Source organism: Streptomyces sp. NPDC001700, assembly GCF_053596435.1.
The window spans coordinates 98,451-120,054 of the sequence record NZ_JBSFGE010000022.1 but is presented as its reverse complement, the minus strand read 5'-3'; the positions used below and the strand labels follow the sequence as shown (position 1 = coordinate 120,054).

The 21,604-nt window shown below is 72.6% G+C and carries 7 protein-coding genes; 6 read left to right on the top strand and 1 reads right to left on the bottom strand.

Going from position 1 to position 21,604, the window contains the following annotated elements:
• Nucleotides 1-129: 129 nt before the first annotated feature.
• From ACWC5C_RS32230 to ACWC5C_RS32215, 4 genes are all read left to right on the top strand, one after another.
• A complete protein-coding gene (locus ACWC5C_RS32230; protein ID WP_450881207.1) occupies nt 130-738 on the top strand; it encodes an ATP-binding cassette domain-containing protein in 609 nt (202 codons plus the stop codon).
• On the top strand, nt 735-1,577 hold the full coding sequence (locus tag ACWC5C_RS32225) for an ABC transporter permease (protein ID WP_450881205.1): 843 nt from the start codon (nt 735-737) through the stop codon (nt 1,575-1,577). The genes ACWC5C_RS32230 and ACWC5C_RS32225 overlap by 4 nt, the downstream gene beginning before the upstream one ends.
• 103 nt (nt 1,578-1,680) lie before the next feature.
• On the top strand, nt 1,681-2,127 hold the full coding sequence (locus ACWC5C_RS32220; protein WP_450881203.1) for an MFS transporter: 447 nt from the start codon (nt 1,681-1,683) through the stop codon (nt 2,125-2,127).
• A gap of 188 nt (nt 2,128-2,315) precedes the next feature.
• Nucleotides 2,316-3,521, top strand: coding sequence for a PucR family transcriptional regulator (locus tag ACWC5C_RS32215; RefSeq protein ID WP_450881201.1), 1,206 nt, complete (start codon nt 2,316-2,318; stop codon nt 3,519-3,521).
• 58 nt (nt 3,522-3,579) lie between these two features.
• On the opposite strand, the gene ACWC5C_RS32210 is transcribed toward ACWC5C_RS32215, so the two are convergent.
• The gene (locus ACWC5C_RS32210; RefSeq protein WP_450881199.1) at nt 3,580-4,134 is read right to left on the bottom strand and encodes a hypothetical protein; all 555 of its coding nucleotides are present in this window, start codon (nt 4,132-4,134) and stop codon (nt 3,580-3,582) included.
• Nucleotides 4,135-4,458: 324 nt separating this feature from the next.
• Between ACWC5C_RS32210 and ACWC5C_RS32205 the strand changes: the two genes are divergently transcribed.
• Both ACWC5C_RS32205 and ACWC5C_RS32200 read left to right on the top strand, forming a co-directional pair.
• Nucleotides 4,459-4,746, top strand: coding sequence for a YiaA/YiaB family inner membrane protein (locus ACWC5C_RS32205; protein ID WP_385444104.1), 288 nt, complete (start codon nt 4,459-4,461; stop codon nt 4,744-4,746).
• Nucleotides 4,747-5,129: 383 nt separating this feature from the next.
• Nucleotides 5,130-21,569, top strand: coding sequence for a type I polyketide synthase (locus ACWC5C_RS32200; RefSeq protein WP_450881197.1), 16,440 nt, complete (start codon nt 5,130-5,132; stop codon nt 21,567-21,569).
• The last annotated feature ends 35 nt before the right edge of the window (nt 21,570-21,604 follow it).

Below are 21,604 nucleotides of genomic sequence, written 5' to 3'. Positions count from 1 at the left end.
GTCTCCCCTGAACGACCGCTGACCACCAGATCATCAGATCGGATGAATGTCTGGCTGTAATAGCGGAGGTGCCGTGCCCTCGTCGCTCCCGGCTCGTTAGAGCGGAACGCCAAGGGGAGGAGGCCCTCGATGGAGGTAAAGGGCGTGCACCACGCCTACGGCCGACGTGAGGTATTGCGCGGTATCGACCTACGGCTGCGACCGGGAGTCCTGGCCGGGATAGTCGGGGAAAACGGTGCGGGCAAGTCGACCCTATTGAAGATCCTTTCGGGTGAACTGGCCCCCGACCGGGGCGCGGTCATCCATGACGGAGGGTTCGGGTATTGCCCGCAGGCAGCCGTCCTCAACGACGCGCTCACCGTTCGCCAGCACTTGGACTACTTCAAGGTCGCCTACGGAATAGCCGACCTGGGGCGTGCCGAAGAGGTCATGGAGACACTGCGGTTCAGCGAGTACGCGAACGAGCGGGCCGGAGTCCTCAGCGGCGGGACCCGGCAGAAGCTGAACCTCACCCTCGCCCTCATGCACGACCCGCACACCCTGCTCCTGGACGAGCCCTACCAGGGCTTCGACTGGGAGACCTACCAGCGGTTCTGGGACCTGGCGACGTGGCTGCGCGGCGACGGCCGATCGGTGCTCCTGGTCTCCCACCTCGCCTACGACGCCGAACGCCTCGACGTGCTGTGGCGCCTCGAAGACGGCGTTCTGCACGAGCAGCGCCCGGAGCGTGCCGCATGACGCCCCGCCACCCCGGACGCCGCCATCGCACGTTCTTCACGACCGCGGCCCGCTACGCGCTGACCGAGCACCTGCGCAACCGCTTCGCCATGGTGCTCATGGCCCTGTTCATCCCGGTGTGGACCGCACTGGCCTTCTGGTCCGTCCCCGACACCCGCACCCGCTTCCGGCTGCGCGCCACCGGAGATCTGCTCACCCCCCACGGCAACCAGCTGACCGAGATCACCGGCGCCCTCAACGCCGTCACCCTGATCATCGGCTTCATGATGTTCGCGGCCTCCTTCGCGGGCGGTCACTTCGACCGACGGCTGGCCCTGGCTGGCTACCCCCGCACCCATCTCGTCCTCGCCAAGCTCACCGCCCTCACCCTGGCCTCCGCGGCCGTGGCCGCCTACACGACAGCACTCACCTGCGCCTTCTGGAGACCCGAGCAACCAGCCCTGCTCGCCGCGGCCCTCTTCCTCGCCGGGATCACTTACGGTGCGCTAGGCGTCGCCTTCGGCTCGTTGCTGCGACGCGAAGTGGAGGGCATGTTCGCCGTCGTGATGACCAGCGTCATCGACCTCGCACTCCAAAACCCCCTCTACAGCTCCAGTTCAAATGGCAGCATCGTGCGCTATCTGCCGTCCTACGGCGCGATGCAGGCCGCCACGGGCGCGGGGTTCTCCACCACGCCCCTGCCGAAATACCTGGCCATCCAGACCGGATGGTTCGCAGCCGCCGCGCTCGTCGGCCTACTCGCCTTCCACATCCGAACCCGGAACAGTCTCAGCAGCCCACGACCGCCCGTCACCGCGCCGTCCACCCCTGCCGCCCCCATGCTTGGCCAGCGCTCCTGAGGACGCCGAGACCGTTGACCGGGGGACCGGGGGAGCCTACGCGTGCTCTTCGGCGAGGGCCCGTTCCAGAAGGATCTCCGCGGCCGCGCGCCCCTCGCTGCCGGTGCTGGTCGCCGCGCGCGTGGTGCAGGGCATCGGCGCGGCCGTCACCATGCCGACCTCGATGGCGCTGGTACGCCAGGCATTCCCCGGCCCGGCCCGCCGGGCACACGCCGTGGGGGTGTGGGCGATGGGCGGTGCCATGGCGGCGGCGGCCGGACCGGTGCTCGGCGGCGTGCTGAGCCTGCTCTCCTGGCGGATGATCTTCTGGATCAACCTGCCCGTCGGCGTCATCACCCTGCTGCTCCTCTCCCGCACCCCGCACCCGATGGTGCCGCTCGAGCTGTTCCGCGCCTGTCTGACCCCGTTCGCGGCACGGATCGCGGAGCGCACCGGTCCGCGCGTACCGCCCCCGACCACGCCCCGCTGCTGGAGCACGTGCCTGTACACCAGACCGGCACCGCCAGCAGGGGTGTTCAACACCAGCCGCCAGATCGGCGGCGCCGAATGACCAACGCCCGACACGGATCCTGACCCCCACGCCCCGGCACGGGAGCTCGAATGGTGGCATATTCGTCTTCGACCCATCCGACATCGGGAACGCCGCGTGGAGCACCGCCCCCTGCGTGTAGCTGTACGTGTAGCTGTCCCCGTGCGGTCTTGCGGGAGTTCCCGAGAGACTGACGGAGGCACCGACCGATGGGAAGTCACCTCTTCGCAGCACTGTCCCGGCGCACTCTGGACGACGCACGCCATGAAGTCGAGGTCTACGGACGGGAGATCCCCGAGTACCGGTTCGTGGAGGACGACGGACGGCTGAGAGCCGAAGCGCTGGAGTACGCGGTCTGGCTCAGACGCCGCACCCTGGAGTTAGCCCCCGAGGGCACTCCCCTCACCCCCGAAGATCTCGACCACATCGCGTCGATGGGCGCGTCGCGGGCCAGAACGGGGATGTCCGCCGCGTCCCGGCGGCGGGTTCTCGGGCTGCACACCAACCTCATGCTCCGGGAGATCCAGGAGGCATCCGGCCCGGAGAACACCGATGAACTGATGCGGCTCATGGTCTGGTTCACCGCACAGGGCACCCGCGGCATCGACGCCTACACCCGAGGCCACGCGGCGGAGCAGAAGCGCCGCCTGCCCTTCGCGGCCCGGGTGGGCGCGCTCACCCGGGCCCTCCTCGCCGACGACGTCCTGGACCCTGGCCTCGCCCGCGCCGTCGGCATGAGCCTGGCCGCTTCGTACGAGGTGGTGGTCGTCCATGTCCCCGGCCGTCCCGCCCTGGCCGCCGCAGGACGTGAGGGGATCGTCGAATCCCTCCTGGCCCACCACCGGGTGCCGATGGCCTGGCCCCGGGCGGAGGAGCTGGTGGCCCTGATACCCGCCGACCAGGACCGCGCCCCTGATACGGCCCGGCCGGTTCACGCCCGGTCCGCGCGGGACCGGGCGCTCGCCTTCCTCCGCGACGCGGGCCAGGCGCTGGCGCTGCCCTGCGCGGTCGGCGCCAGTACGGGCCGCGTCCGCGCGTTGACCGACGCGTACGCGCGCGCCCGGCGCATCAGCCTGGCGGCTCCGCTCCAGCTCGTACCCCGTCGCCTGCACACCCTGGCCGATGTCTTCGTCGAACTGGCCGTCGCCGAAGACCGCGAGATCGACACCTGGTTGTCCGGCATAGCCCAAAGCCTCGCCCGGGGACCCGAACTGCTCGCCACCCTGGAGCGGTATTACGCCCATGACATGCACCGCAGGCACACCGCCGCCGCGCTGAACATCCACCCGCGAACCCTCGACTACCGTCTCCAGCGGGTGCGGCAACTCACCGATGTCGACCCCGGATCCGCCCGTGGCGTCCGCATTCTGACCGCCGTGGTCGCCAGGGCCACCTCCGGCGCCTGGACGACATGAGCCCGGCGTGCCGAAGGGACGTATGCCCTACGAGGCCCCCGGCGCCCGGCACCTGTCCTCAGAGCTCGCAGTTGATCTCGACTTCGGCGTCACACCGGTCGATCCCGGGACCGCCGTTGGCGATGTCGTAGCCGGGGCCGCCGATCAGGGTGTCATTGCCGGAGTGGGAGGCGTTGTCGGGGCTGTCTCCGAAGAGGTAGTCGTTCCCCGTGCCTCCCGTGATGTTGTCGTTGCCGTTCTGGCCGCTCACGCCGAAGTACGTCCCCACCGACACATCAGTCGGGTCGCTGGGGTTGAAGTTGTCCGAGCCGTCACCGAGGCAGACGACGGCGGAGGTGCTGATCAGGTCGGAGAAGACCCAGTCGTCCCCCGAGAAGGCATTGACGACGCTGCCCGGCGTGCCCCAGATCGCGTTGGCGTTCTTGTCCCCCTCGATCGTGGCGGTGAACGGCACGCCCGTCTTGGGGTCGGTACAGGTGGTCGCAGCCGAAGGCGTCGGCGCCTTCGCCGAGGTCGCCGCCTGAGCCGCCCCACCGGCGCCGAGTGCGGCGCCGGTGAGGGCCGCGGTGCAGGCCAGCAGCGCGGTGAGGCGTCTGATTCCGTGTCGGGTCATTCGGTGTTCCTCCTCGGAAGGGGGTACGAAGTGACGCCGCCCAGCCTTCCGCCCGCCCACCCGGCGCGTCTTCGTGAACCAGGGAGAAAACACCGGTCCGCGATGGGCGCCGGACTGTGAACCCGCGCAAGGGCCTCCGGGCCGGAACCTCTGCGCCCCCGCCCTGGACACGCAGCGAGCGGCGCTGACCCACGGCCTGAGGCTGCCGGACCCGCCGCCGGTCGCGCTGGGCGGGGTTCCGCGGACGCCGTGCGAAACGATGTGAGTACGTACCTGAGTATCTGGGCGGATGTGGGACCGATGGCGGCCGCCGATTCTTTGCCCATGAGTGAGACACCGGTCAAGCAGCAGGGCACGACTGCGTTCTATGGTCAGGCGGTTGCCTCTTTTTCCATCGCCATGGCGGCCACCGCTATCGGCATCTTCCGGTTGAACGCCGACGCCTGGGTACGAGGTTTCCTGGCCATTGCGGTGCTCTACCTGGTGACCTCCGCGTTCACCCTGGCCAAGGTCATCCGGGACCGGCAGGAGGCCGGGCAGATCGTCAGCCGCGTGGACCAGGCGCGGGTGGATAAGCTCCTCGCCGAGCACGACCCCTTCGAAAAGCTGTGAGCACTCGGTCTGCGGCCGGACGGCGGGTAGCAGATGCCGCACCGCGACCCGCCACCGCCACCCGCCACCGCCACCGGGGCGCGCCACCGGAACAACTCGGCGTATTCAGTCGTCACGCCTCGTGGTTCGTCACAGGATGATCTCGCTTGACAGTCCGCCGAGTCACGGTATTAGCTAGGTGGCGAGTTGATCACGGGGCGCGGGGGATTGTGTGCGCCGTGCAGCACGGGGGATGTAAGTGATGCGCACGGGGGCGGCTGGCGGTATGTTCTTTACCGCGTCGGCCTTTTCGGCATATTTCTGATCGTTTTCCCCTGCGTACAGCCGACCCCCGACCCCGTTGTAAAACCGTTGAGATATCAATCGGCTACGGGGGACGGGGAATGTCGGAATCGCTTTCCTGGCGACGGACGAACGGTCATTCGCCGACGTTACCTTGGATCGTTTCCGCGCCGACCGAAAAGGCCCTGCGCGCGAGGGCGCGGCAGCTGCGAGAGTATCTCGATACCCGGCCCGAGTGGGCCGTCGCCGACATCGGACACGCGCTCCTCGCGGACGACACCACGGGACCGCACCGGGCCGTCCTCATCGGCGCCGACCGCCGGGAACAGGACCTCGGGCTGCGGGCGTTGGCGGACGGCACGGCCGCGCCCAACCTCGTCACCGGAACGGCTCACGACGGCACACCGCCGGTCTTCCTGTTCCCCGGACAAGGCCCCCAGTGGCCCGGGATGGCCCGCGAACTCCGGCACTCCTCGCCCGTCTTCCGGGATTCCCTGGCAACGTGCGCCGAGGCGCTGAAGCCGCACGTCGACTGGTCCCTGGAAGACCTTCTGACGGGCGATCAGGACTCTGCCCTGTGGGCGCGGCCCGATGTCGCCCAGCCCGCGCTCGTCGCCGTGATGATCTCTATTGCCGCCCTGTGGCGGTCCGCCGGAATCGAACCCGGCGCGGTCGTCGGCCACAGCATGGGCGAGTTCGCCGCCGCCCACGTCGCCGGGGCGCTTTCCCTCCCCGACGCCCTGCACGCGGTCGCCGCCTTCAGCCGTGCTCAGATGTCCCTGGTCGGCCACGGCGAGATGCTTTCCGTCCTGCTCCCGGTCGATCAGCTGAGCCCGCGCCTGGAGCCGTGGGGCTCCCGCATCGCGATCGCCGGGGTCAACAGCCCCTCGTGGACCGTCGTCTCCGGTGACACCGAGGCCGTGGCCGCCCTGCGTGCCGAACTCGTCGCCGACGGCGTGCGCGCCCAGCTCATCTCCGTCGGCTACGCGGCCCACTCCCCGCACATCGTCTCCGTACGCGACCGACTGCTACGGGACTTGGCCCCCATCACCGGCGGCCCCTCGACCATCCCCTTCTACTCGGGACTCACCGGCGGCCGCTACGACACCACCCGGCTCGGCGCCGAGTACTGGTACCGGATGGTGCGTGGCACCGTCCTGTTCGAATCCGCTGTCCGGGCCGCGCTCACCCAGCGCCCCACGGCTTTCGTCGAGATCAGCCCGCACCCCGTGCTGATTCTCGGCGTCCAGCAGACCCTGGACGACGCCGGTAGCGTGGCCGCCGCCGTCGGCACCCTGCGGCGCGACGACGGCGGCCGCGCACGGTGCCTGGCCAGCATGGCCGAAGTCCACGCGCACGGCGGGAGCGTGGACTGGGCAGGTGCGTTCGCCGGGACCGACCCGCGCCCCGTCGAGTTGCCCGCACCCGACCCCGGCGTGCGGCAGGAGCCGGACGGGGCCGCTGCCGTCTCCCGCTTCGCCGCACTGCCCGACACCGAACTGCCGCGAGAACTCGCCGGGTTGGTGCGCACCGAACTCGCCGCGGTCCTGGGCGACCAGGCCGCCGTCGCCGCCGACTCGGGCCGTGCCTTCCGCGACCTCGGCATCGACTCCTCGGCCGCGGTGGCGCTGCGCAACCGGCTCGTCGCCGCCCTCGGCCGCAGGCTGCCTGCCGCCGTGGTCTTCGACCACCCCACCCTGGAATCACTGGTACAACGGCTGAGTGCGGCCGTCCGCGGCACCGAGGCCGAGCACGTGGCGGAGCCGGTGGCGCCGGATGCCGCCGACGACGAGCCGATCGCCATCGTCGGTATGGCGTGCCGTTTCCCCGGCGGCGTACACAGTCCCGAACAGCTGTGGGAGCTGCTGCTCTCCGGTGGCGACGCCATCACCGGCTTCCCCACCAACCGCGGCTGGGACCTCGACAAGCTGTACCATCCGGACCCCGCCCACCCCGGCACGTCGTACACCCGCGACGGCGGATTCCTGCACGACGCCGACGAGTTCGACGCCGCCTTCTTCGGCATTCCGCCCCGCGAGGCGCTCGCCATGGACCCGCAGCAGCGGTTGCTGCTGGAGACCTCCTGGCGGGCCTTCGAGGCGGCCGGTATCGACCCGGGCTCGCTCAAGGGCGGCCGCACCGGTGTGTTCGTCGGTGCCATGACCCAGGACTACGGTCCGCGCATGCACCAGGCGCCGGACGGCGTCGAGGGTTTCCTGCTCACCGGCAACACCGCCAGCGTCGCCTCAGGCCGTATCGCCTACACCTACGGCTTCGAAGGCCCCGCCGTCACGGTCGACACCGCCTGCTCCTCCTCCCTGGTCGCCCTGCACCTGGCCGGTCAGGCGCTGCGTCAGGGCGACTGCACCCTCGCCGTCACCGGCGGCGTCACGGTCATGCCCAACCCCGGGATGTTCGCCGAGTTCAGCCGTCAGCGCGGACTGGCACCGGACGGCCGGTGCAAGCCGTTCGCCGATGCCGCCGACGGCACCAGCTGGGCCGAGGGCGTCGGGCTGCTTGTGGTGGAACGGCTCTCCGACGCCCGCCGCAACGGCCACCAGGTGCTGGCCGTGATCCGTGGCACCGCCATCAACCAGGACGGCGCCAGCAACGGCCTGTCCGCCCCCAACGGCCCCTCCCAGCAGCGTGTCATCCGCCAGGCCCTTGCCAACGCCCGGCTGACCGCGGCGGACGTAGACGCCGTGGAGGCTCACGGCACCGGCACCCGGCTCGGCGACCCCATCGAGGCCGAGGCGCTGCTCGCCACCTACGGGCGCGGCCACACCACCGAACAGCCGCTGCTGCTCGGCTCCCTGAAGTCCAACATCGGGCACACGCAAGCCGCTGCCGGAGTCGCGGGCATCATCAAGATGGTGCTCGCCCTGCGGCAGGGGAAGCTGCCCGGCACCCTCCACGTGGACCGGCCGACCAGCCATGTCGACTGGTCCGCAGGCCACATCGAGCTGCCGACCGACACCGTCGACTGGCCCGCCAGCGGCGCCGTCCGGCGCGGCGCGGTCTCCGCGTTCGGCATCAGCGGCACCAACGCGCACGTGATCATCGAATCGGAGCCGACACCGGCCGACGCCCCTGCTGGTGCCGACGCCGCCACCTTCCCGTCCCCACTGCCCTGGTCGCTGTCCGCGCGTTCCGAGGCCGCGCTGCGTGAGCAGTCGGCCCGGCTGCGTGCCCACCTCGAAGCCCGGCCAGGGCTGCGCACCGCCGACGTGGCACATACCCTGGCCACCGGCCGGTCGCAGCTGCCGCACCGCGCGGTAGTGGTGGCCGGAGACCGCGACGAGGCCCTGACCGCGCTGAGCGCGCTGGCCGAGGGACGGGACGCTCCCGGACTGGTCCGCGGCACCACCGCCGTCGGTGCCGACCGCGAAGCCGTGTTCGTCTTCCCCGGCCAGGGCTCCCAGTGGCCGGGCATGGCCACCGAACTCCTGGACTCCTCACCAGTGTTCGCCCGCCGTATCCAGGAGTGCGCCGACGCCCTCGCCCCCCACGTCGACTGGTCCCTCACCGACGTCCTGCGCGGCGCCCCCGGCGCGCCCGCGCTGGACCGCGACGATGTCGTCCAGCCCGCGCTGTTCGCCGTCATGGTGGCCCTGGCCGAGGTCTGGCGCTCCTGCGGCGTACGCCCCGCGGCCGTCGTCGGACATTCCCAGGGCGAGATCGCCGCCGCCTGCGTGGCCGGTGCCCTTTCCCTGACCGACGCCGCCCGGATCGCGGCGCTGCGCAGCCAGCTCCTGCTGGGCCTCGCAGGCTCCGGCGGAATGGTCTCCCTCGCGCTGCCCGAGGGCCACGCCCGTGAGCTGATCGCCGCCTGGTCCGACCGGCTCACGGTCGCGGCCGTCAACGGGCCGTCCTCCACCGTCGTCGCCGGTGACCCGGCCGCACTCGACGAACTCCTCGCCCAGTGCGCCGAGCGGGATCTGCGCGCACGCCGCGTGCCGATCGACTACCCGTCGCACACCGCCGGGGTCGCGGCCATCCGCGAACGGATGTCGGCAGAGCTGGCCTCGGTCACCCCACGCGCCTGCGAGGTGCCGTTCTACTCCACCGTGACCGGCACACGCCTCGACACCGCCGAACTCGACGCCGCGTACTGGTACCGCAACCTGCGCCACCCGGTGGAGTTCGAGCGCACCACACGCGCCCTGCTCGCCGACGGCCATCGCGTCTTCGTGGAGGCCAGTCCGCATCCGGTGCTCAGCGTCGGGCTCGAGGAGACCTTCGCCGCCGCTGAGGCGCACCACGCCCGGGTCATCGGCACCCTGCGCCGCGCCGACGGCGGCCCCGCCCGGCTGCTGACGTCGCTCGCCGAGGCACATGTCGCGGGCGTACCGGTGAGCTGGGCGCAGGCATTCACCGCCCGGGATGTCCAGCGCGTGCCGCTGCCGGGCCACCCCTTCCAGCGCGAGCGGTTCTGGCTGCTGCCCGGCACCACGGACCGGAACGTCGGCGCGGCGGGCCTGCTGGACGGTGACCACCCGCTGCTGATGGCCGCCGCCGAACTCCCCGGCTCCGACGGGCTGCTCTTCACCGGTCGGCTGTCCCTGGACACCCACCCATGGCTCGCCGATCACCAGGTCCTCGGCCAGGCCCTGCTGCCCGGCACCGCCTTCGTCGACATGGTCCTGCACGCCGCGACCGGCGCGGGCTGTGACCACATCGCCGAACTCACCGTCGAGGCCCCGCTCGTGCTCCCCGAGCACGGCGGTGTACGCCTGCGGGTCGCCGTCGCCGCCCCGGACGCCACCGGCCACCGACCGGTCAGCGTGCACTCCCGCGCTGAGCGGGAGAACTCCGACGCCCCCTGGACCCAGCACGCCACCGGGCTGCTGAGCAGCGTGCCGGGCACCCTCCCCGCGCCGCCCGCCCCGTGGCCGCCGCAGGACGCGACCGCCGTCCCGCTGAGCGGCTTCTACACCGCGCTCGCCGACCTCGGTTACGCCTACGGACCCGAGTTCCGCGGGCTGCGCGGCGCCTGGCGCCGGGACACCGGCACCACCGGGCGCACCGAGGTGTTCGCCGAGGTCACCCTGGAAGGGGCGCAGCGCGCCGAGGCCGGTCGCTTCGGCATCCACCCGGCCCTGCTGGATGCCGCCCTGCACGCCGCCCTGCTCGACAGCGTCGGCGACGACGCCGACGCACACGGCACGGCCCCGCGGCTGCCCTTCGCGTTCAGCGGCGTCACCCTGCACTCCACCGGCGCCGACACCCTCCGTGTCCGCATCGCGTCCGACGACCGCGCCGACGGTGCCGACGGTGCCGCGCTGACCGTCACCGCCACCGACCCGCTGGGCCGCCCGGTCGCCGCGATCGACTCGCTGGTGATGCGTCCGGTCGCCGCGGACCGGCTGCGCTCCGCGGCCACCCGCTCGCTCTACCAGGTGGAGTGGACCCCGCCGCAGAGCGCGGCCCCACACCGGGCCCCCGCCTCCTGGGCCGTCCTCGGCCCCGTGCCGGAGGACCTGGGCACCGCCCTCGCCGCGGCCGACGCGACGGTGGCGAGCCACCCGGACCTCGCCGTCCTGCGGCAGACCCTCGACTCCGGCGCCCCGCCGCCGGACGTCTTGCTGACCCTGCGCACCGCCGACGGGCACCCGGACCTCGGTGCCGGACCCGCCACCGGGGCCCGTGCCGCCACCGCCGACCTGCTGGCACTCGTCCAGGAACTGCTGGCCGACACCCGGCTCACCGCGACCACGCTCGTGGTCGCCACCCATGGCGCGATCGGCACCCGACCCGAAGAACCCGTCACCGACCTGACACACGCGCCGCTGTGGGGCCTGATCCGCTCGGCGCAAACCGAACACCCCGGCCGCTTCGTCCTCGTCGACCTCGATACGGACGCCCGATCGACCATGGCGCTGCCCACCGCGGTCGCCTCCGGCGAGCCCCAAATCGCCCTGCGCCGCGGCACCCTCACCACCCCGCGACTCACTCCGGCCCCGCCGACCGGCACCGACCCCGGCACTCCGCTCCTCGACCCGGACGGCACGGTCCTCGTCACCGGCGCCACCGGCGTCCTCGGACGGCTCGTCGCCCGCCACCTGGTCACCGAGCACGGTGCCCGGCATCTGCTCCTCACCGGCCGCCGAGGCATCGACGCACCCGGCATGCCCGGCTTCCGCGACGAACTGCGCGATCTCGGCGCCGACGTCACCATCGCCGCCTGCGACATCGCCGACCGCGACGCCCTGGCCACACTGCTCGCCCCGCTCCCGGCCACGCGCCCGCTGACCGCCGTCGTGCACACCGCGGGCCTGACCGACGACGGCGTCATCGAGACCCTGACGCCCGAACGCGTCGACCAGGTGATGCGCCCCAAAACGGACGGCGCGTGGAACCTCCACCAGCTCACCCAGGACGCGAACCTTGCCGCGTTCGTGCTCTTCTCCTCCGTCAACGGCCATCTCGGGGGCCCCGGCCAGGCCAACTACGCCGCTGCCAACACCTTCACCGACGCCCTCGCCCACACCCGTCGCGCCCAGGGCCTGCCCGCCACGGCGCCCGCCTGGGGACTGTGGGAGGAGGCCTCCGGCATGACCGGCGAACTCGCCGGGACCGACCTGCACCGGATGGCCCGCTCCGGCCTGCAGCCCATCCCCACCGAGCAGGGACTGGCCCTGTTCGACGCGGCCGTACGCCACGACCGCGCCCTGCTGGTGCCCGCCCGTCTCAACCTCGCCGGACTGCGCGCGCAGGCGGCCACCAGGCCGGTACCCGCCCTGCTGCGGCACCTCGTGCGGCCCCCCGCACCCGACGCCGCCGATACTCCCAGCTCCCTGGCCGGACGGCTCGCGGCCCTGCCCGAGGCGGAACAGCACCGCACCCTGCTCACCCTGGTGCGCGAGCAGGTGGCCGCCGTCCTCGGCCACGGGTCGGCCGACGCCGTCGGAGCCGAGCAGACCTTCAAGGACCTCGGCTACGACTCGCTGACCGCGATCGAACTCCGCAACCAGCTGGGCACCGCGATCGGCCTGCGGCTGCCACCCACCGTGGTCTTCGACTTCCCCACCCCGCTCGCCGTCGCCCGCCACCTGCACGGTGAACTGCTGCGCGGCCGTGAACCGGAGACCGCGCCACAGCAGGCGAAGGCGGCGGACACGGACGAGCCGATCGCGATCGTCGGCATGGCCTGCCGCTATCCCGGCGGCGTCAACTCCCCCGAGGAACTGTGGCGGCTGGTCGTCTCCGAGCTGGAGGGCACCGGCGAATTCCCCGCCGACCGTGGCTGGGACCTGGACAGCCTGTACCACCCGGACCCCGACCACCAGGGCACCTCCTACACCCGCTCCGGCGGATTCCTGTACGACGCGGGGCACTTCGACGCCGGACTGTTCGGCATCAGCCCGCGTGAGGCGCTGGCCATGGACCCGCAGCAGCGGCTGCTGCTGGAGACCTCCTGGGAGGTCTTCGAACGCGCGGGCCTCGACCCCACCGCCCTCAAGGGCAGCCGGACCGGTGTTTTCGCCGGGCTCATGTACCACGACTACGCCGTCCAGTCCGCCGGGCTCTCCGGCGAGGCCGAGGGCTACACGGTCACCGGCACGGCGGGCAGTGTGCTCTCCGGCCGGGTCGCCTACACCTTCGGTCTTGAGGGCCCGGCGGTGACCGTCGACACGGCGTGTTCGTCCTCGCTGGTGGCCTTGCACCTGGCGGCCCAGGCGCTGCGGCAGGGCGAGTGCGAACTGGCGCTGGCCGGCGGTGTCACCGTGATGGCCACGCCCTCCACCTTCGTGGAGTTCTCCCGGCAGCGCGGCCTCGCCCCCGACGGACGCTGCAAGTCCTTCGCCAAGGACGCGGACGGCACCGGCTGGTCCGAGGGCGTCGGCGTCCTCCTCGTGGAGCGGCTGTCGGACGCCCGGCGCAACGGCCACCAGGTGCTCGCGGTGCTCCGCGGCTCGGCCGTCAACCAGGACGGCGCGTCGAACGGCCTCACGGCACCCAACGGTCCCTCGCAGCAGCGGGTCATCCGCCAGGCCCTGTCCGGCGCGGGCCTGCCCGCCGCCGATGTCGACGTGGTCGAGGCGCACGGCACGGGGACCCGGCTCGGCGACCCCATCGAGGTCCAGGCGCTGCTGGCCACCTACGGCCAGGACCGGCCCGATGACCGCCCGCTGTGGCTGGGGTCCGTCAAGTCCAACATCGGGCACACCCAGGCCGCCGCCGGTGTCGCCGGTGTGATCAAGATGGTCATGGCGATGCGGTACGGAGTGCTGCCTCGTACGCTCCACGTCGACGAACCCACCCCGCAGGTCGAATGGTCGATGGGCGCGGTGGAACTGCTCACCGAGACCCGCGAGTGGCCGGGCCTCGACCGGCCGCGCCGGGCGGCCGTCTCCTCCTTCGGCATCGGCGGCACCAACGCCCACGCTGTCCTCGAACAGGCACCGCCCGCCGACGAACCCGCCACCGTCCCGGCCCGCGTCACCACCCCGGTCGTGCCGTGGCTGCTGTCGGCGGCCACCGTGTCGGGACTGGCGGATCAGGCCAGGCGACTGCTCTCCCACACCAGGGCCGCGGACACCCCCGAACCGGCCGACGTCGCCCTCACCCTGGCCACCGCCCGCGCGGCGCTGGACCACCGCGCCGTCGTCGTCGCCGATGACCGGAACGCGTTCCTCACCGCGCTGACCGCCCTCGCCGAGGGCCGCGACGCCCCCGGCGTGCTGCGAGGCGTCGCCTCCGAGCCGGGCAGGACAGCTTTTCTGTTCACCGGTCAGGGGGCGCAGCGGGTCAGGATGGGCCGGGAGCTGTATGCGGCGTTTCCGGTGTTCGCGGAGGCGTTCGACGCGGTATGTGCGCGGTTTGACACGGAGTTGGACCGGCCGCTGCGGGAGGTCGTCTTCGAGGACGCGGCCGCGCTGGACCAGACGGTTTACACACAGGCCGGTTTGTTCGCTCTCGAAGTGGCGTTGTTCCGGCTCTTGGAGTCCTGGGGTGTGACGCCGGATGTCCTGCTGGGGCATTCGATCGGTGAGTTGGCTGCCGCGTATGTGGCGAGGGTGTGGTCGCTGGAGGACGCGTGCACGCTGGTGGCGGCGCGTGGTCGTTTGATGCAGGCGCTGCCCGAGGGTGGTGCGATGGTGGCGGTGCAGGCGAGCGAGGCCGAGGTCGCCGAGGCGCTGACCGGCCTGCACACGGTGTCGATCGCTGCCGTCAACGGGCCTATGTCCGTCGTTGTTTCTGGCGACGAGGACGTGGTGCTGGAGATCGCGGCCGGGTTCGCGGAGCAGGGCCGTAAGACCAAGCGGCTCACGGTTTCGCATGCATTTCATTCGCCTCGTATGGAGCCGATGCTGGCGGAGTTCCGCAGGGTCGCGGAGGGCCTGTCGTATGAGGCGCCGCGTATCGCCGTCGTATCCAATGTCACCGGTGCACCGGCGGGCGCCGAGGAACTGCGCGACCCGGAGTACTGGGTACGGCATGTGCGCGAGTCGGTGCGATTCGCCGATGGCATGCGGACGTTGGCCGAACAGAGTGTGCGGACGCTCATCGAGCTGGGCCCGGACGGTGTTCTCTCCGCGATGGGGCAGGACAGCGTCGACGCGGAATTCGTGCCCGCGCTGCGATCCGGCAGCCCCGAGGCGCAGACCCTGACCGCGGCCGTCGCGCACGCCCATGTCCGGGGAGTCCCCGTCGCCTGGGCGGCCTTCTTCGCCGGGCGCGGGGCGCGGCCGGTTCAGCTGCCGACGTACGCCTTCCAGCGGGAGCGGTACTGGCCCGAGCCCACCGTGACGGCGGACACCGACGGCCCGGCGGACGCCGCGTTCTGGGACGCCGTCGAGCGCGCCGACGCCGGGACGGTCGCCGAGGTGCTGGAACTGGCCGAGGACGACCGGGCGTCGCTGACAGCGGCGCTCCCGGCGCTGGCCTCCTGGCGCAGGCGGCACCGGACCCGGCACGCCGCCGACTCCTGGCGGTACCGGATCACCTGGCAGCCCCTGGCGGACGGACCGGAACCGGTGCTGAGCGGCACCTGGCTGGTGGTGCTCCCGCAGGGCCTGGAGGACCACCCGTGGGCGGCCGGATGCCTGCGGGCGCTGACCGTGCGAGGTGCCCGGACGCTGCCGGTCGTGGTGGGCACGGCCACCGGCGAACGCGCGCCGCTCGCCGAGCGCATCGCCTCGGCCGTCACCGAGACGGACGGACCCATCAGCGGTGTCGTCTCACTGCTGGCGCTCGCCGACGCACCGTACGCACAGCAGTCGGCCGTCTCTCAGGGCCTCGCCGCAACCCTCGCCCTCGTACAGGCGCTGGGCGACGCCGAAGTGGCGGCGCCGCTGTGGTGCCTGACGACCGGCGCGGTCTCCCCGAGCCCCGCCGACCGCCCCGCCCATCCCGAGCAGGCACAGATCTGGGGTCTGGGCCGGGTCGCGGCGCTGGAGCATCCGGACCGCTGGGGCGGCTTGGTGGACCTGCCCGAGAACCCGGACGAGCGGTCCCTGTCCCGTCTGACGGCCGCCCTCGCGGGCCTGGCTTCCGAGGACCAGCTGAGCGTACGTACCTCGGGGCTGGCCGTACGACGCCTCACCCGCGCCCCGCGCGGGAGCGCCGACGCCACGCCGTGGCAGCCGCGGGGGACCGTGCTCGTGACCGGCGGCACCGGCGCGCTGGGGGCCGAGGTCGCCCGCTGGCTGGCCCGCGACGGGGTCGGACACCTGCTGCTCACCAGCAGGCGCGGTCCGGCCGCGGACGGCGCCGCCGAACTCCGCGACGAACTGATCGCGCTCGGTGCCGACGTGACGATCGCGGCCTGTGACGCGGCCGACCGGACGGCCCTCGCCGCCCTGCTCGCCTCCGTGCCCGCCGAACAGCCGCTGACCGCGGTGGTCCACGCGGCCGGAGTGCTGGATGACGGTGTGCTGGACGGGCAGACGCCCGAGCGGTTCGCACGAGTGCTGCGGCCCAAGGCCGACGCGGCACGCAACCTGCACGAGCTGACGGCGGACCACGACCTGGCGGCGTTCGTGCTGTTCTCCTCCGTGGCGGGCACACTCGGCAACGCCGGACAGGCCAACTACGCGGCCGCCAACGCCTACCTGGACGCCCTCGCCGAGCAGCGCCGGGCCGACGGACTGCCCGCCACCACGATCGCCTGGGGCCCCTGGGCCGGGGCAGGCATGGCCGCCGCCGAAGACCCGGACGGCGACCGCCTGCGCCGCATCGGGCTCGCGCCCATGGACCGGGACACCGCCCTCGAGGCGCTGCGCCGGACCCTCGAGGGCGGGGCGGCGGTGACTGCCGTCGCCGACATCGATTGGGCCCGGTTTGCAGGGGTGTTCGCCGCACAGCGCCCGAGCGCCCTGCTGAGCGACCTCCCCGAGGCCCGTGAGGACCTGACCGGCAGCGGCGGGCCGGTCACGGACCAGGCCGCCGAGTGGCGGCTGCGGATCGCCGCGCTGCCCGAGGACGAACGCCAACCCGCCCTCCTGGAACTGGTCCGCGAGCAGGTCGCCCTTGTCCTCGGACACGCCTCGGCGGCGGCGATCCCGGCTGGCAAGGCGTTCAAGGACACCGGCTTCGACTCGCTGTCCGCCGTCCAGCTGCGCAACCGGCTCGGCCAGGTCACCGGTCTGCGGCTGCCCGCCACCCTGGTCTTCGACCACCCCACCCCGACCGCCCTGGCCCGATTCCTGAAGGCGGAGTCGGCCGCTTCCGCGCCCGTCGCGCCCCTGCCGCAGGCCGTCGCCGTCGCCGATACGGAACCGATCGCGATCGTCGCCATGGCCTGCCGTTACCCGGGCGGAGCGGCCTCCCCGGAAGAGCTGTGGCGACTGGTCACGGACGGCGCCGACGCGATCTCCGGCTTCCCGACGGACCGTGGCTGGGACCTGAGCGGCCTCTACCACCCGGACCCCGATCACCAGGGCACCTCCTACACCCGCTCCGGCGGATTCCTCCATGACATGGCCGACTTCGACGCCGGACTGTTCGGCATCAGTCCGCGTGAGGCCCTCGCCATGGACCCGCAGCAGCGGCTGCTGATGGAGACCTCCTGGGAGGTCTTCGAACGGGCGGGCCTCGACCCGACAGCCCTCAAGGGCAGCCAGACCGGCGTCTTCGCCGGTATCAGCAACCAGGACTACGCCGTCCTGTCCAGTGCCTCGACGGACGCCGCCGAGGGCTATATCGGCACCGGCAGCGCGGGCAGCGTGCTCTCCGGACGCGTCGCCTACACCTTCGGCTTCGAGGGCCCGGCGGTGACGGTCGATACCGCGTGCTCCTCCTCGCTGGTGGCGCTGCACCTGGCGGCCCAAGCCCTGCGTTCGGGGGAGTGCTCCCTGGCGCTCGCGGGCGGTGTGACCGTTCTGTCTACGCCCAGCCTGTTCATCGAGTTCTCCCGGCAGCGCGGTTTGGCTCCTGACGGTCGTTGCAAGGCCTTCGCGGACGCGGCGGACGGCACCGGCTGGGGCGAGGGCGTCGGTGTGCTCCTCGTGGAGCGGCTGTCCGACGCGGAGCGCCATGGGCATCCGGTGTTGGCTGTGCTGCGGGGGAGTGCGGTGAATCAGGATGGTGCGTCGAATGGGTTGACGGCGCCGAATGGTCCGTCGCAGCAGCGGGTGATCCGGCAGGCGCTGGCGAACGCGCGGCTGACGGCGGCCGAGGTGGATGCGGTGGAGGCGCACGGTACGGGGACGACGTTGGGTGACCCGATCGAGGCGCAGGCGCTCCTCGCCACCTACGGGCAGGACCGGGAGCAGCCCCTGTGGCTGGGTTCGGTGAAGTCGAACATCGGCCATACGCAGGCGGCTGCGGGTGTGGCTGGTGTGATCAAGATGGTGATGGCGATGCTCCATGGTGAGCTGCCGCGTACGTTGCATGTCGATGAGCCGTCCGCGCATGTGGAGTGGTCGTCGGGCGGGGTGTCGCTGCTGAGGCAGAGTGTGCCGTGGCCCGAGGGCGAGCGGCCCCGCCGGGCGGGTGTCTCCTCGTTCGGTGTCAGTGGCACCAACGCCCACGTCATCGTCGAGCAGGCGCCCCGGCCGGAGTCGGCCGCCGACGGCCAGCCGGATTCGGTGCCGCAGGAGCGGCCGACCGCGTGGTTGTTGTCCGCCGCCGACGACGCGGCGCTGCGCGAGCAGGCCGAACGCCTACTGGACCGGATGACCGACGAACCGGCTCCTGCGGCCACGGATGTGGCGCACGCCCTGTTCTCCGGCCGGGCCGCCCTGGAACACCGGGCTGCGGTCGTGGCCGAGCGGCACGAGGACTTCCTCGCGGGCCTGCGCGCCCTCGCCGACGGCGGCACCGCCCCGAACCTGGTCCGGGCCACCGCCGGACCGGGCGGCAAGGTCGTCTTCGTCTTCCCGGGGCAGGGCGCCCAGTGGGCCGGTATGGCCCGCGAGTTGATGGCCTCCTCGGACGTGTTCCGCGAGCAGCTGCTGGCCTGCGAGGAGGCGCTGGCACCGTTCGTCGACTGGTCCCTGGGGGACGTACTGGGCGAAATGGATGACGCGCCCTCTCTGGACCGTGTCGACGTCGTGCAGCCGGTGCTGTTCGCGGTGATGGTGTCCCTCGCCGCGCTGTGGCGCTCCTGCGGTGTGCACCCCGACGCGGTGATCGGCCACTCCCAGGGTGAGATCGCCGCCGCCCACGTGGCCGGGGCGCTGACCCTGGAGGACGCCGCGCGCGTCGTCGCGCTGCGCAGCCGCGCCCTGGTGACGCTGGCCGGGCGGGGCGGCATGATGTCCGTGGCGCTGCCGGAGGCGGAACTCGGCCCGTGGCTGGCGCCGTGGGGTGACCGGCTCGCCGTCGCCGCGCTCAACGGTCCCGGCTCGGTCGTCCTCGCCGGTGACCCCGACGCCCTGAACGGGCTGCACGCCGAGCTGACCGCCGCCGACATCCGGGCCCGCCGCGTCCCGGTCGACTACGCCTCGCACAGCCCCCAGGTCGAGGCGATCCGCGCCGAACTCCTGGAGCTGCTGGCCCCGGTCGCGCCGGTCGCGTCCCGTGTGCCGTTCCACTCCACGGTGACGGGCGAACGCATCGACACCACCGGCCTGGACGCCGAGTACTGGTACACCAACCTGCGGCAGCCCGTGCGGTTCGCCCACACCGCCCGCGCGCTGCTCGACTCGGGGCACCGCGCGTTCATCGAGATGAGCCCGCACCCGGTGCTGGGCATGGCCCTCCAGGAAACCCTCGACGAGGGCGACGACCCGGTGCGCGACGGCACGGTGGTGGGCTCACTCCGCCGCGACCAGGGCGGCCTGGACCGCTTCCTCACCTCGCTCGCCGAGGCCTACGTCCGCGGTACCGCGGTCGACTGGCCGACCGTGCTCGGCGGACCCGCCCGGCAGCGAGTTGACCTGCCGACCTACGCCTTCCAGCGGGAACGCTTCTGGCCCACACCCGCCGCCCCCGTGACGGCGACCTCGGCCGATCCGACCGAGGCCCGCTTCTGGGAGGCCGTCGAACAAGAGGACCTCGTGGCACTCGCCGACGCGCTGCGTATCGGGGAGACCGACGACCGCTCCGCGCTGGGCGCGATGCTCCCCGTCCTGTCGTCCTGGCGACGACAGCGCCAGGAGCGCACCACCGTCGACGGCTGGCGCTACCGGGTCGACTGGCAGCGCCTGCCCGAACCGTCCCCGCGCCAGCTGACCGGCACCTGGCTGCTGCTCGTGCCTCCGGGACCGGAGGCACGGCGCACCGCGGACGCCCTCGCCGACTTGGCGCCCCGTACGGTCCAGGTGACCGTCACCGACCGGGACGGCGACCGTGCGGCGCTCGCCGCGCGGGTACGGGAAGCGCTGCCCGAGGACGGCGCGGTCGACGGCGTGCTGTCGCTGCTCGCCTTCGACGAGACCGCCCACCCGCGCCACCCCGAGCTGCCGCTGGGCCAGGCCCTCACCGTGTCCCTGATCCAGGCACTCGGCGACCTGGGCGTCGACGCACCGCTGTGGTGCGCCACCCGGGGCGCCGTCCAAGCAGACCCGTCCGACCCGGTGGCCGCCCCGCTCCAGGCGCTGACCTGGGGTCTGGGCCGGGTGATGGGCCTGGAGCACCCCAAGCGCTGGGGCGGCCTGGTGGACCTGCCCGACCCGCTCGACGAGCGGGTACGCACCCGGCTGCGCGGCCTCCTGGCCGACCCGGGCGACGAGGACCAGCTGGCCATCCGCGCCTCCGGCGCCCACGCCTGCAGGCTCGTCCCCGCCACCGGCACGGCCGACGGCCGACCCTGGCGGCCCTCCGGGACCGTGCTCGTCACCGGCGGTACGGGCGCCCTCGGCAGCCAGGTCGCAGGCTGGCTGGCCCGTACCGGCGCCGACCATGTCGTCCTGGTCAGCCGCGCCGGGCGCGCCGCCCCGGACGCCGGCGCGCTGGAGACCGAACTGACCGGCCTCGGCTGCCGGGTGACCCTGGCCGCCTGTGACGTCACCGACCGCGCGGCCCTGGCCGCGCTGCTCGCCGACGTCGAACGCGACCACCCGCTGACGGCCGTATTCCACACCGCGGGCGTCAACCGCCTGTCCACTCTGGAGGAGCTGGAGCACGCCGAGCTGGCCCAGGTGGCCGGCGCCAAGGTCCGTGGCGCCGCCCTCCTCGACGAACTCCTTCACGACCGCCCCCTCGACGCGTTCGTGCTGTTCTCCTCCATCGCCGGAGTCTGGGGCAGCGCCGAACACGCCGCGTACGCGGCCGCCAACGCCTGCCTCGACGCGCTGGCCGGCCACCGCCGGGCGCGCGGACTGGCCGCCACCTCGGTGGCCTGGGGGCCGTGGGCCGAACGCGGCATGGTCGCCGACCATGTCGCCGAAGGCACCCTCGACCGGCGTGGCCTTCCGCTGCTGCCGCCCAAGCTGGCGATCGAGGCACTGCAACAGCTCCTGGACCGGGACGAGACCTTCCCGGTGGTCGCCGACGTCGACTGGGACCGGTTCGCCGCCGCCTTCACCGCGGCCCGCCCCAGCCCGCTGCTCGATGGCATCCCACAGGTGCGCGCCCTGCGCGCCGCTGATGCCGCACCGGACGGCGACGAACACGGTGGCAGCCCGTTGCGGCGGCGCCTGGCCGGGCTCACCGCCGCCCAGCGCAAGCGGGCGCTGGTGGGCCTGGTCCGCGACGCGGTCGCGACCGTGCTGGGCCGCGACGACCCCCAAGCCGTCGACGTGAACCGGCCGTTCAAGGACGTGGGTTTCGACTCGCTGACCGCGGTGGAACTCCGCAATCGGCTCAACGAGGCCACCGGGCTGTGGCTGCCGGTCACCGCCGTCTTCGACCATCCGACACCGACGGTGCTCGCGGCGTTCCTGGGCGACCAACTCCTCGGCACACAGGCGGAACCCGATGCGTCCGAGGTGCCGGATGACGAGGCGGAGACCCGCCGCCTGCTCACCGCCATCCCGCTCGCCCGCCTCCAGGAGGCCGGTCTGTTGGACACCCTGCTGAAGCTGGCGGACGGCACCGACATCGCCGAGGAGACAGCGCCCGAGCCGAAGGACGAGGGCACGGCCGGCGAGATCGACCTGATGGACATCGACGGGCTCGTCCAGCTGGCGCTCGACACCCCCGACTCTTGATGACGCTCGAAGTGTGAGGCAAGGACATGACTGCA

What these genes read in the sequence shown, in the direction of transcription:
- ACWC5C_RS32230 (WP_450881207.1), top strand. Translation starts at nt 130, where the DNA reads ATGGAGGTAAAGGGCGTGCACCACGCCTACGGCCGACGTGAGGTATTG.
- ACWC5C_RS32225 (WP_450881205.1), top strand. Translation starts at nt 735, where the DNA reads ATGACGCCCCGCCACCCCGGACGCCGCCATCGCACGTTCTTCACGACC.
- ACWC5C_RS32215 (WP_450881201.1), top strand. Translation starts at nt 2,316, where the DNA reads ATGGGAAGTCACCTCTTCGCAGCACTGTCCCGGCGCACTCTGGACGAC.
- ACWC5C_RS32210 (WP_450881199.1), bottom strand. Translation starts at nt 4,134, where the DNA reads ATGACCCGACACGGAATCAGACGCCTCACCGCGCTGCTGGCCTGCACC.
- ACWC5C_RS32205 (WP_385444104.1), top strand. Translation starts at nt 4,459, where the DNA reads ATGAGTGAGACACCGGTCAAGCAGCAGGGCACGACTGCGTTCTATGGT.
- ACWC5C_RS32200 (WP_450881197.1), top strand. Translation starts at nt 5,130, where the DNA reads ATGTCGGAATCGCTTTCCTGGCGACGGACGAACGGTCATTCGCCGACG.